Genomic DNA, 12,935 nt, shown 5'->3' with positions numbered 1-12,935 from the left:
CGCTACGCCTCCTCCATAGTCCACTCTATGAAACATGGTTGTTGGATATGCAAAAGTATAAAAGTTTAGGTGTCATTATTGATTGAAAGAATTAGGAGAAGTTTGTGTTGGGGTTGGGATTGGCGCTACGGAGGGGACGCTTTCCGGAGGGCGGGCGGTGAACCACACCGCTCGCTACGCTCACAAGGTGTTTCACCTGTCCCGCTGATCCTCCCGGAGTCGCCCCTCCTTCGCGCCAATCCCTTGCAATGCGAGTGGGTGATACTTTTTTAGTCATTAAAGTAAGTGTTGTAATCCATTTTGAACTTCAGTACATTAATTAAAATAAGTTAAAACAAACAATAATTCACATACTACCTACAGTGACTTATATAAGTACTACCACTATCAAAGTAGGATGGAAGCGGAAGCTGGCGGCGAAGTGCAAAGATGTGCTCCTAACGCTTCGCTTGTACTCGCAAAAGCCGTCCTTCGTTACGGCTCTTCCCGCAGGATCAGCTCGAAAGGAGAGATAACCAAAAGGGAGCTTGCGACCTGGTTGGCTCACCGAGAGCCCATGGGAAAGCGTCCGCCAGCTGGAGCTTCCATCCCCTCGCGCTCACAAATTCACTCACTATTCCTAAGCACGTGCTTTTAACTTGCGAATTATCCCCACGCAAAAAAGGATGCCCCATTCCTGGGACATCCTCGTTTTACCTATTTACTTACGCGCGGGAAACGTATTCCGCTTCTTCTGTGTTGATAATCAACATATCGCCTTGGTTAACGAAGAATGGCACTTGAACCACAACGCCAGTTTCCATTTTCGCTGGCTTCGAACCACCACTAGCTGTGTCACCTTTAATACCAGGCTCTGTTTCAGCTACTTCAAGCGTAACTGTCACTGGCAACTCAACACCAAGTACTTCTTCTTTGTACGTAATTACGTGAACTTCCATATTCTCTTTCAAGAACTTCAGCTCATACTCCAACTGCTTTTCAGAAAGTTCGATTTGCTCGTATGACTCATTATCCATGAATACGTGCATCTCGCCATCCGCATACAAATACTGCATACGACGGTTGTCAATTTGTGCTTTTGCTACTTTTTCTCCCGCACGGAATGTCTTTTCATTGACGTTACCTGAGCGAAGATTACGCAACTTCGAACGAACGAACGCTGCACCTTTACCTGGTTTTACGTGTTGGAAATCCATTACACGCCAAATGTCTCCATCCACTTCAATTGTTAGTCCTGTACGAAACTCGTTTACTGAAATCATTCGTATTCCTCCATTTTTAACCGATTATAATATAAGCAGTTCTTTAGTAGACTTTGTCAAACGTTCGTTACCTGTTTCTGTGATCAGTATATCATCTTCGATCCGCACGCCGCCAATTCCAGGAAGATAAATTCCCGGTTCCACGGTTACGGCCATATTCGGCACAAGCACTGTATTCGAACGGAATGATAACGATGGAGCTTCGTGGACTTCCATTCCGATACCATGACCAGTTGAATGACCGAATGCTTCGCCGTAACCTTTGGACTTAATATAGTCGCGTGTAATTGCATCGGCTTCGATACCTGTCATACCAGGTTTGATCTGTTCCACACCCAATTCTTGAGCATGTAACGTTACCTCGTAAATTTCACGAAGTTTAGCAGAAGGTTCGCCGATCGCAACTGTTCTTGTGATGTCAGAGATATACCCATTATAGAGGGCACCGTAATCCATTGTAACTAAATCACCAGTCTCAATCACTTTATCAGAAGCAACCCCATGTGGTAAAGCCCCTCTTTCGCCTGAAGCAACAATTATGTCAAATGAAGAAGAAGTCGCGCCTTGTTTGCGCATGAAGAATTCTAGTTCATTGGCGATTTCAAGCTCTGTTTTACCCGCTTGGATGACTGAACAAATATAGACAAATGCTGCGTCTGCAATCGCTGCCGCTTGCTTGAGCACTTCTATTTCTTCAGGATTTTTAATCAAACGCAACTTCTCTACTAATCCAGCGACAGGCACTAGTTTTGCCTCAACTTGCTTATCATACATCTCAAACTGGCTATAACTAAGGTCTTCTTTCTCGAAGCCCAGTGTATCGATTTTCATTTCTTTCACTTGATTCGCAACTTCGTGAATCATCGTTTCCGTGTGTTGGACGATTCGATACCCTGTTAGTTGGTCATTGGCCTGCGCCATATAACGGAAATCTGTAATGAATACTGCGTCATCTTTTGAAATGATGGCAGTTCCCGCTGATCCCGTGAAATCGGTCATATAACGAAGGTTGTATGAGTTCGTGATGAATAATGCATCGAGTTGCTGTTCTTCCAATAACTTTCTTAATTTCTCTATTTTCAAGATTTTCTCTCCTCTCGTTGTAACAAGAACGCTTGGAAAGCGAGATCATAGCCCGCGGTTCCAAAGCCGCAAAGCTGTCCTGCCGCGACAGGCGCAATGACAGAGGTGTGCCGAAACTCTTCACGAGTATGTATATTCGAGATATGAACTTCAATTACCGGAACAGAAATCGATGCGATCGCGTCACGCAGCGCAATGCTGTAATGTGTAAACGCGCCCGGATTAAAGATGATGCCATCAATTTCTTGATCGCCTGCATCGTGAATTCGATTGATTAGCTCACCTTCAATATTGGATTGGAAACACGAAAGCGTAACATCTGACTCATTCGCTAGACGCTCGATTCGGCTTTCTATATCCGCTAATGTTTCCGCACCGTAAATATCCGGTTCTCTCTTGCCCAGCCGGTTTAAATTTGGACCATTTAAGAGTAACAGCTCCACTTAATCCCCTCCCACTCATTTTTCTTTCCTATTTTAGCACAACGAGGTAGCGGGACAAACTAATACCGTTCTAACCAAATGTTTTTTTCATGTAGACAGACGTTCCTATCACGAAACGGAAGATCATCGCAAACAGACAAGCAAACGGAATCGATATTTTTTTAATGAACTGTGTCATCGTCAAATCCGCTTTTACGTGAATCATCCATTCAATAAAAATAATCGCAATGACCGTGATGATTAATGAAGACACCGAGGGCGGAATCTTGAACGTTAGACGTGCGAGATAGTATAAAATAAAAAATAGCAAAAAGCAGATTGCCCACAATATTATCCATTTAAGCCAACTAGGATAGGTTGCAAACATATGAAATTTCTTAGTCCAGCCGATCGGCGACCATTTTATAAATTTAAACACTTTAAGAAATTTTAATGAGATGATAGCTAGTACAGCCGCCATGACAGCTGTCCAAACATGTGTTGATGTAATTTTCATGACAATACCTCCCCTTCCAGTGTCGGGTTATTTACATATTTTTAAACATCTCAATGGTGCAACTTCAGTTTTTTTAGTACAATAGGAATATCGTTTCTTACGACAGAAAGTGTGGGTATGTTATGAGCCAACAGAAAACTCCTCCAGCATACGGAGGTCAAGCACTTATAGAAGGTGTAATGTTCGGTGGAAAGAAGGATACGGTCACTGCAATTCGCCGTAAAGATGATACGATCGAGTACTACCACGTACCGAGAGAATCACATCCTGTTCGTACTAAATTAAAGAAAATCCCTTTAATCCGTGGAATTGTTGCATTGATTGAATCCGCTGGAAATGGTTCCAAGCATTTGACGTTTGCGAGTGATCGCTACGACGTGATGCCTGGCGAAGAAGAGGATCATGCGAAAGAAGAAGAGACGTCGAAACTTGTGATGATTCTCGGAGTAGCAGCAGTCGGCGTTTTATCATTTATATTTGGTAAATTCGTCTTTACTCTCGTTCCGGTTTTCTTAGCAGAGTTATTCCAATCTGTAGCACCTGGTAAAACAGCGCAAATCATGATTGAAAGTTTTTTCAAGCTATTCTTGTTGCTGACCTATATTGGATTGATTTCACTGACACCGCTTATCAAACGTGTTTTCCAGTATCACGGAGCGGAACACAAAGTCATCAATAACTACGAAAGCAATATGGAAATGACAGTAGAAAACGTGCAATCGCAATCTCGTTTACATTACCGATGCGGGAGTAGTTTCATTCTCTTCACAGTGATTGTCGGCATGTTCATCTACTTCCTAGTTCCGACTGATCCGCTTTGGTTACGTGTTCTGAACCGGATTTTATTGATTCCTGTAGTACTTGGCGTGTCATTTGAAGTATTGCAGTTAACGAATGCCGTGCGTAACGTACCGGTACTTCGTTATCTAGGTTATCCCGGACTTTGGTTGCAATTACTGACAACAAAAGAGCCTGACGACAAGCAAGTCGAAGTTGCCATTGCTTCATTCGAAAAGTTACTGGAAGTCGAAGAGCATGGAGTTGGAGTGCTAAACCCTGAAGCTGCTGTAGAAGTAGAAGAAGCAAATGAGCCAAAACCTCTTCTTTCATAAGTGAAAACAAGCCCCGAATGCGTTATGCATTTGGGGCTTTGTCTAGTTAAAACACAAAAAGGACTCTTAGCACGAATGCTGAGAGTCCTTTTCGTTATTCACTTACAAACGCTGGTAGTCGTTTGGATTCGATTACTTTCAGTGCATAAAACACCCCAATCGCAACGGATACTATGATTCCCGTACTTACTGATAAACCGTAACCTAAGTGCAGTCCTTCAGGGGCATACATCCAGTACGTCACGACAACTGCGGTCATGAACATCGCAGGAATACCTGCAATCCAATGAGACCGTTTCTCTCTTATTAAGTAGGAAGTGGCGGTCCAAAGCATAACAGCTGCCACTAACTGGTTTGTTCCGCCTACATAACGCCATAAGAAGGAGTAATCAATAGTAGAAAGATAGAACATCGGAACACCCAACAACAGCGTAGATGCAAGAATGACCCACTTTTTATCGGGATTCAACCACTTGGAAGTCGCTTCCGTAAAGATCATACGCGCTGAACGTAGTGCTGTATCGCCTGTTGTAATCGGTAAAATGATAACACCTAATATAGCTAATAACCCTCCAAATGAACCGAGCAAAGTACTAGAGATTTCATTGACAGCACCTGCTGGACCACCTGCAGCCAACGCGCCTTGTAATCCGGACGTGCCTCCAAAGAACGTCATACCTGCCGCAGCCCACACCATCGCAATAACGCCTTCAGCAATCATCGCACCGTAAAAGACTTTACGCCCTTCCGATTCCTTTTTCATCGTACGTGAAACTATTGGACTCTGTGTACAGTGGAAACCAGAAATAGCACCGCAAGAAATGGTGACCATTAGTAACGGCCAAATCGGTAATTCGCCTGGATGTAAGTTTTGTAATGTCAGATTCGGTATTTTCTCCGGTCCGAACAATAACGCCCCACCGATTCCGACGGCCATGACGATTAACACTACGCCGAATACCGGATACAAACGTCCAATAATTTTATTGATAGGCAAAATAGCAGCCAAGACAAAATAACCAAATATTAGTATGAGTGACACGATAAATGATAGCGGTGTAATAGATGAAATAAGTTGAGCAGGCCCTGCTGTAAAAGCGGCTGCTACAAGAACCATTAAGACGATGGAAATAACATTGATGAAGCGCCTTGCGATATCTCCCAAATACTCTCCTACAATTCTAGGGAATTGTGCGCCCCCATGCTTCAAGGACAACATACCCGAGAAATAATCATGCAGAGCACCTGCAAAAATACTACCGAACACGATCCAAATAAATGCGACCGGACCTTATAATGCACCTGCAATCGCTCCGAAAATAGGACCTAGCCCTGCAATGTTGAGTAGCTGGATCAGCCAACCTTTCCACCAACTCATCGGTACATAATCCATTCCGTCTTCCTGCGAGTACGCAGGCGTTTTTCTAGCATCATCAATTACAAATGCCTTTTCTACTACTTTTGAATACGTCAGGTAACCTACAATTAACAAGACGATGGATGATAAAAACGTCAGCATGAAACCCCTTCTTTCTCGTCTGCTATGTAATGATCTGATTCTATAATGAATACTCAGATTATTTGATATCTTAGTATTCATTATAGAATATTTTATCAATACAGATTAATGGATTTATCTAATTTTTCTAGAAAGTAGTTAAATATGTATCAATAATTCGCTTATGCACTGTGGGTTGTATGCGTAAGTAATTATACAGGCAAAGAGAAATATCAAGTCTAAAGTACTTATCGTTATTATTATATTGAAAAAACCCCTAAGTGCTATACATGCACTTGGGGGTCGCTATTATATATTTATAATCCACACTTTAATTGCGCTTGGCAATTCGTACATGTGTTACATCCACCAATTTCTTCTACTGTGCCTTGTCGGCAAACTGGGCATGTATCGCCCACTTCGGAACCGATCGTAACATTTGTAGAACGCAGTGCCTGAATCGTATTGACGAGCACAACTTTTGGCTGTTCCGCCACTTCGACTTCTTCTCCTGTGTCGGGGATATTATCTTCCGCTTTTAGGGTGAGTACTTGTGAATCACGGCTACCGTCGACGTATACTGTACCGCCTTTCGCTCCGCCTTTATACAATCTCTCATAGACACTCTCAACCTGCTTCACTGTGTAACCGCGCGGCGCGTTAACAGTTTTAGAGATAGAGCTGTCAATCCAGCGTTGAATGATACATTGTACATCCGCATGTGCTTCTGGTGCTAGTTCCATTGAAGAAATAAACCAATCAGGTAAGTTATTCGGATCTGCATCTGGATTAGCTTGCAAATACTCTTCCACGATTTCTGCTTTTACTTCGATGAACTTCCCTAGACGGCCACTGCGGTAATATGTGAATGAAAAATATGGTTCAAGACCTGTACTAACACCTACCATGGTTCCTGTAGATCCCGTAGGTGCAACTGTAAGTAAATGGGAATTTCTAATACCATGTTCAAGAATCGCTTCACGGATATCTTCAGGCATGCGTTTCATGAAGCCCGAATTGATAAACGCGTGACGCAATGCTTTCGTTTCTTCATCTGTTTTACCGATCAAGAATGGGAAACTTCCCTTTTCTTTCGCTAATTCGATCGATTCACGATAAGCAGTGGTTGCAATAGTTTCAAATACTTCTTCCACTAATTGATTTCCTTCAGCGGAGCCGTATGTTTTCTCACAATAGATGTGAAGATCGGCAAGTCCCATAACCCCAAGTCCCACACGGCGTTCGCCAAGGGCTTGTACTTTATTGTCTTCAAGGAAATACGGCGTCGCGTCGATGACGTTATCCTGCATACGTACACCGGTTTTAACTGTTTCTATCAACTTCTTAAAGTTCACTGTTTTAGTTTCTTTGTCTGTCATTTCAGCTAGGTTCACAGCAGCTAAGTTACAGACGGAATATGGTGCAAGTGGTTGTTCCAGTTGTTATCCTAAAGGCTTTTTATCCTCTAGTTCTTACAGTTGTCTTCCTGTAAGTTCAGCATACATTTTCACTGTTTCTTTCATACAGTGTTGCGGTCTCGTGCCTGGATTATAGTCTGATCAATATCGATCAGGATCACCAGGTATGCGTTGCCCCTGACTAGAATTTTACTTCCAGCCTTCGGTTCGGATTGGCAAGTACAATAAATTATACTATTTCTCAGCTTTCCCGCTTCATCCCGCAATTTTTAACGTGAGGCGAAGTCCACCACACGGATTCGTTGCTACAACTTGCTGTCCGTAAGCTTTCGCATTCGTTTCATTATTAGCATTATCAATAAAGAAAATGCCAGGTTCTGCTGAATACGTAGCACAGATATTAATTAAATCCCATAATGCACGGGCTTTGATCGTACGATAGACACGCACTTCATGTCCTTGACGTTCCCATTCGCGAACATCGCCGACTTCATGCCATTGTTCGTTATAGTGTTTCATTTGTTCAGGTGAATAATTTTCGACTGCTGGGAAGCGCAAGTCATACTCCGCGTTCTCTTCCACCGCTTTCATGAAATCATCCGTTAATGTGACGGAAATATTCGCGCCTGTCAGGAATTCTGGATTATGAACAGTATACGTTCCGCCATCTTGGAGTTTCAACTCCGCGTCGCGAATGATCGCTGCGTTGAATCCACCTTGACCGGGGATTTCTTTATAATTTGCAACACCTTGATACATCGCTTCTTCTTGTGCTGTCAATGGTTTGAAATTCAATTTTTCATGTGCCAGCTTCTTAATCATTTCATCTTCTGTGTTTTCGATCAAATAACGCAAAATTCGCGGATTTTGCATCTTGGAAATGATGAATTCATAAATGTCCGGGTGCCAGTTGGATAACATTATCATTTGAGCCATTTCGTTACGTTGATGCGCTACATCAACTCTCTATGTCACCATAGAGTTCAGACCATATCTTACACCTTCCACAGATGTCCTCGCACTTGGAGTTCGCTTGAACCCTACTCTACTCGCTTCTGCTGTTCGCATGCTTTCGATGGTCGTTGAACCTTCCTCATAACTAACGTCTTAGAGGCTTGGCTGCTGATTGTCTTTAACCACTTGTTGTTTTCAAGCATTCACGCTCACCGTTTCCAGTCACGTTGTAGCCAACAAGTCATAAGAGTTCCCAGCAATTCACGAGGTTTATTTATAGACGAGGCACTTCTCTTTACCACGTCTTGATCCGCCCTGCTCAACCAAATGAGTCAGCTTCGCAATATCATCAAGCCATGAAACCGAACCGGATGATTTACCGTTGACACCGCGCGCCAATGTGTTGCGTGGACGCAATGTCGAACCATTCGTTCCTACACCGCCACCACGACTCATGATCTCCATCACTTGCTTGCGGTGATCGGAAATTCCTTCGCGTGAATCGGGAACAAACGGCATAACGTAACAGTTGAAGAACGTAACATCCGTATCTGACCCTGCACCATACAGCACACGACCCGCCGGAATGAAGTTCATTGCGCTCAACTGATCATAAAACATGTTATACGACTGTGTGCGTCGATCTTCCGTTTTCTCAACAGAAGCAAGACCTGTCGCATTACGTTTCGCGATCTGCTCATAAAACACTTCAAGAGGTTTTTCAAGCACATCGAGTGGACGCGTAATAATTCCTTTAGATTGAGCGTCCATATCTTCGATGGATGAACGATACTCTTCCTCAATCCAAATATCCGCTTTGTTGTTCTCTAGGTCGAGCTTCGTAATATAGCCTAACCCTCGTGCCGGAAACTTCGGATCTTCTCTCACTGTCAGAACGACGAAATCGCCTTCTTTCAATGTCTTCTTTTCCATATCCTTAAATGAATATCGATCGATCATCACCAGACGTGATACCCCACTGTGAGTCAACTTCATATCATCTGTAATCGGGTGCACTTGAGGGAAATTTGCAATGTACTCATTCAGTTGTTGTTTGTTCAAAGATGGCTCGCCTTGTTTCGACATCGTAACCATATAACATCCTCCTTCTACAGCATCAAACACAACATATAGTGTTTGTCTTATTAAATAATCTACTACATATTGAATGGTATATCAATCGACAGTTTTCATCAGAATTCTAAAATCGTTGATGTCATACCATTTTGCCCAAAAAAATAAAACCAAAGCACCAATTTTATTTTTTGTAATTCCAGTCATCATTCGCATACTTTTCCTTCTCAATCTTGTGAACCAATGCAAGGTGTTCAGCGGTTAATTCCAGTGGTTCCAATGAAATATCAAGGGATTTTTCAAACCCTCTTGAAAAGGCCTCTTTGCATTCATTCACTGAAATGTCACGATCGGTCAAACGATCAATCGCAATCGCACGATCTGGTAACGTTCTGCGGACACGTTCTTTCAGTGCAGGAGATGAATAGGTGAAGATCGATGTCAATTTATCGACATCTAAACTCATCAAAATAGCCCCGTGTTGTAAAATGACACCTTTTTGACGTGTTTGTGCGCTGCCCGCCACTTTCTTTCCTTCGACGACCAACTCATACCAGCTTGGTGCATCAAAACACACACCACTTTTAGGACTGCGTAGCTGTTCTGTTACCTCTTTGTCAGGAATCGAAAACTCTGCCTGCAGTCCCAAGTTACGGAACCCTTCGAGCAATCCGCCCGATATGACGCGATACGCTTCCGTTACGGTTTCAGGCATACCTTCATATTCTTCGCTGACAATGACACTGTATGTAAGTTCATGTTCATGCAGGACACCACGGCCCCCTGTAGGTCTGCGGACGAAACCGAGTCCTAATTCTTTTACTTTTTCCATATCGATATCTTTTTTTATCTGCTGGAAATAGCCAATCGATAATGTAGCAGGTTTCCATTCATAAAAACGCAGAACCGGACCGATTTCTCCGCGACTATGTAAGTCGAGAAGCGCTTCATCCAGTGCCATATTGAAGGATGGACTGCATTTTCCAGAGTCCACGTAATGCCATATGGATTTTGTCATATTCATTCTCCTTCGTATTCATACTTCACTAATAGTATAGGAATTCGTCAATGAAAAAAACAATAACGCCTTTCATTTTATCATTAGGATTGAACTGATGCTAGATAATCTTTATAATAGAGATATTGATGAAGGAGGAAGTTTGTTGAGTTATTTAAATTACTATGTTTTAGGGGCAGCTGTGCTCGCGGTCATCTTGTATTTTGTCATCACATACATACGGGTCGGAAAAGCATTGACTACTTTAACACAAGAAGAATTTATTCAAGGATATCGTAAAGCACAATTAATCGATGTGCGCGAACCGAAAGATTTTGACGCAGGACATATTTTAGGCGCTCGTAATATCCCATTCACACAGTTTTCACAGCGCTATAAAGAAATTCGTCCCGATAAGCCGGTTTATCTTTACGATCAAAACACAAGCCGTACGGGCCGTGCTGCATTGTTCCTTAAGAAAAAAGGATGCACGGAGATCTATCAACTTCGCGGTGGTTTCAAGCAATGGTCAGGAAAAATTAAAACAAAATAATCATCATGGATCCTCCTTTTTTAAGGGGGATCTACTTATTTATAAGGAGAGTGTTACGTAATGAAACCAGAATTTTTAGTTCCTCTTCACCCTACACAATACGAAAAACTGACACACTATCAATATTATGGTGTCGTCATTGAAGCCATACTCGACACACTTCAACAGCGTTCACCTGCAGACTGGCAAATCATCCAAGTCGATGAATTCGCTTCATACACTGAAACGATGTTGCCAGAGCTGATCCAACGCAAGCAATTGCCATTCGAGTCACTCAGTCACATATACCCGACGCTTCCGACTCAAAAAATCCAGCAAGACCCTGACGCCAATGCATTTTCGTTACAGAGTGCTGACACGATCGACAATCAGTTAATCTACTTTCCTGAACATGAAATCGCCATCGCCAACATCAGCTATTACGTGGCAACTGGCTCCACCTGGTCGGAACATACCGTATTCGCCCCATCCGCCACTCATGTAAAAGAATTCATCGAGTCACTCAATCAATTACAGCGGAACGCGATGAAGTCGAATATTACGTATTTGGTGGACACCGAAGAAGGTATGGAGAAAAAGACATATGCGGCAGGCACACAAATCGAACGTAGCGACGTCTTACTGGATGAAGATTTAAAAAATGATCTATTCCGTTCGATCGATGAATTCTTCCGAGATGGAGGCGCATTTTTTAAAGAATACGGTCTACCTTATAAGCGCGGAATATTATTATACGGCTCGCCTGGTAACGGTAAAACAACGCTCGTTCGCTCGATTACGGGAACAACCGACGCACCTGTCGTCTACTGGCAAATTACAGAATACACCGGCAGCCATTCAGTTCAGGAAGTATTTAATACCGTCGAACGTTTAGCGCCTGCCATTCTCGTGATTGAAGACATCGACTCGATGCCGGAACATATGAGAAGCACATTTTTGAACATCCTCGACGGCGTACATGTCCGTGACGGCCTGTTCATCATCGGCACGACCAATTATCCCGAACGTATCGACCCTGCACTCATCAATCGCGCAGGCCGCTTTGACAGCACGTATGAAATCAAATCTCCGACAGAAACAGTACGCAAGCAATACATTGAAAAGCTGGACCGCAAAAAAATCCTCTCCATTGCCCAAGTTGAGGAAATAGCAAAACAAACGAAAGGTCTTTCGGTATCGCAGCTGAACGAATTATATATGTCAATCGCGCTTACCTATCATTATGAAGCAACTATTCAATACGAAGAACGTATTCGCCAATTGCAAAAACAGCACAGACAAGCTACACGGCATGATTGGGAAACGGATTCGACGATTGGGTATTGAAACACATAAAACATGTCGCCTTTACTAGTAATCAGTTTAGTGTTAGTAATAAAAAATAAGACTTTCTCCATTTTCACTGGAGGCAGTCTTAAATGATATAAATTATTCATCGAACTTATAGAAATTATCAGCTGTATATATTGGCCAATCCCAAAAATTAGAACCTTGTGAAATAATATATCTATCTACAAAAAGTTCCAAATTTAAATTTAGAGGTATAGCTTCTAAAAAACTACAGTGGTACAAATAGTTAGGTTGATTGTTTTTAACGCACTCCATATTGATAGATAGATAATTTTCAGATAGGTATCCTATTGGTAAGTATGGATGTTGGACATTTCCTGCATTTTCTTGAATTTCATTCAAAGAAAAAAGCTCAAGTCCACCACCGATATTTATATTATCCATTACCACTTGGAATAATTTTATTCCATTACTATAATTTAAGAGCATTCGATAGTCTTCTGGCAATTTTATACCGTTTTCTTTTTCTAAGTACAATATTTCATTATCTTCTGCAGATAAATCAAATGAGCATATTCCTTCGTAATAATTACCTTTTTCTCCGTAAATTAAGATTTCTCCATTTTTACCTAATCGGTTCTTTAGTGTATCTAAAGATTTAGTAATAAAGTGCAAATTATTACCCCCATAAATATATTTTCTTCATTTTTTCTCCCCCTTTTAAAGGTTAGTCGTTAAGACAAAGAAAAAGTTGC

The 12,935-nt window shown here is 42.1% G+C and carries 9 protein-coding genes and 4 pseudogenes; 3 read left to right on the top strand and 10 right to left on the bottom strand.

Features of this window, described 5'->3' with window-relative positions; all coding sequences use genetic code 11:
- Positions 1 to 704 precede the first annotated feature (704 nt).
- From efp to CSV76_RS07495, 4 genes are all read right to left on the bottom strand, one after another.
- Positions 705 to 1,262, bottom strand: a complete 558-nt coding sequence (gene efp / locus CSV76_RS07510) for an elongation factor P (RefSeq protein WP_085426098.1) — start codon at positions 1,260 to 1,262, stop codon at positions 705 to 707.
- Between the two features lie 24 nt (positions 1,263 to 1,286).
- Positions 1,287 to 2,348: a M24 family metallopeptidase gene (locus tag CSV76_RS07505; RefSeq protein ID WP_199173047.1), complete on the bottom strand. Its 1,062-nt coding sequence runs from the start codon at positions 2,346 to 2,348 to the stop codon at positions 1,287 to 1,289.
- Positions 2,342 to 2,788 (bottom strand): type II 3-dehydroquinate dehydratase, encoded by a 447-nt coding sequence (aroQ, locus tag CSV76_RS07500; RefSeq protein ID WP_099625165.1) that lies wholly within the window; start codon positions 2,786 to 2,788, stop codon positions 2,342 to 2,344. The genes CSV76_RS07505 and aroQ overlap by 7 nt, the downstream gene beginning before the upstream one ends.
- 70 nt (positions 2,789 to 2,858) lie before the next feature.
- Positions 2,859 to 3,284, bottom strand: a complete 426-nt coding sequence (locus CSV76_RS07495) for a hypothetical protein (RefSeq protein ID WP_085426095.1) — start codon at positions 3,282 to 3,284, stop codon at positions 2,859 to 2,861.
- Positions 3,285 to 3,406: 122 nt separating this feature from the next.
- On the opposite strand from CSV76_RS07495, the gene CSV76_RS07490 reads away from it, so the two are divergent.
- Positions 3,407 to 4,396, top strand: a complete 990-nt coding sequence (locus CSV76_RS07490) for a DUF1385 domain-containing protein (protein WP_099625164.1) — start codon at positions 3,407 to 3,409, stop codon at positions 4,394 to 4,396.
- A gap of 94 nt (positions 4,397 to 4,490) precedes the next feature.
- Here the strand turns inward: CSV76_RS07490 and CSV76_RS07485 are convergent.
- From CSV76_RS07485 to CSV76_RS07465, 5 genes and pseudogenes are all read right to left on the bottom strand, one after another.
- Positions 4,491 to 5,915, bottom strand: a pseudogene (locus CSV76_RS07485) (carbon starvation CstA family protein).
- A 296-nt stretch (positions 5,916 to 6,211) separates the two neighbouring features.
- Positions 6,212 to 7,330, bottom strand: a pseudogene (locus CSV76_RS07480) (vitamin B12-dependent ribonucleotide reductase); the annotation flags it as partial.
- A 240-nt stretch (positions 7,331 to 7,570) separates the two neighbouring features.
- Positions 7,571 to 8,236, bottom strand: a pseudogene (locus tag CSV76_RS07475) (vitamin B12-dependent ribonucleotide reductase); the annotation flags it as partial.
- Positions 8,237 to 8,566: 330 nt separating this feature from the next.
- Positions 8,567 to 9,361: pseudogene (locus tag CSV76_RS07470) on the bottom strand (ribonucleotide reductase N-terminal alpha domain-containing protein); the annotation flags it as partial.
- Between the two features lie 163 nt (positions 9,362 to 9,524).
- On the bottom strand, positions 9,525 to 10,358 hold the full coding sequence (locus tag CSV76_RS07465; RefSeq protein WP_099625161.1) for a lipoate--protein ligase family protein: 834 nt from the start codon (positions 10,356 to 10,358) through the stop codon (positions 9,525 to 9,527).
- A 181-nt stretch (positions 10,359 to 10,539) separates the two neighbouring features.
- On the opposite strand from CSV76_RS07465, the gene CSV76_RS07460 reads away from it, so the two are divergent.
- Both CSV76_RS07460 and CSV76_RS07455 read left to right on the top strand, forming a co-directional pair.
- The gene (locus CSV76_RS07460) at positions 10,540 to 10,890 is read left to right on the top strand and encodes a rhodanese-like domain-containing protein (protein ID WP_369823308.1); all 351 of its coding nucleotides are present in this window, start codon (positions 10,540 to 10,542) and stop codon (positions 10,888 to 10,890) included.
- A 60-nt stretch (positions 10,891 to 10,950) separates the two neighbouring features.
- Positions 10,951 to 12,216: an ATP-binding protein gene (locus tag CSV76_RS07455; RefSeq protein ID WP_099625160.1), complete on the top strand. Its 1,266-nt coding sequence runs from the start codon at positions 10,951 to 10,953 to the stop codon at positions 12,214 to 12,216.
- 102 nt (positions 12,217 to 12,318) lie between these two features.
- On the opposite strand, the gene CSV76_RS07450 is transcribed toward CSV76_RS07455, so the two are convergent.
- Positions 12,319 to 12,855: an SMI1/KNR4 family protein gene (locus CSV76_RS07450; RefSeq protein WP_099625159.1), complete on the bottom strand. Its 537-nt coding sequence runs from the start codon at positions 12,853 to 12,855 to the stop codon at positions 12,319 to 12,321.
- Positions 12,856 to 12,935: the final 80 nt, after the last annotated feature.

It is taken from the genome of Sporosarcina sp. P17b (genome assembly GCF_002743115.1).
Lineage (GTDB): Bacteria > Bacillota > Bacilli > Bacillales_A > Planococcaceae > Sporosarcina > Sporosarcina ureae_C.
The sequence above is the reverse complement of the archived record's forward strand: the minus strand, read 5'-3'. Positions and strand labels throughout refer to the sequence as shown.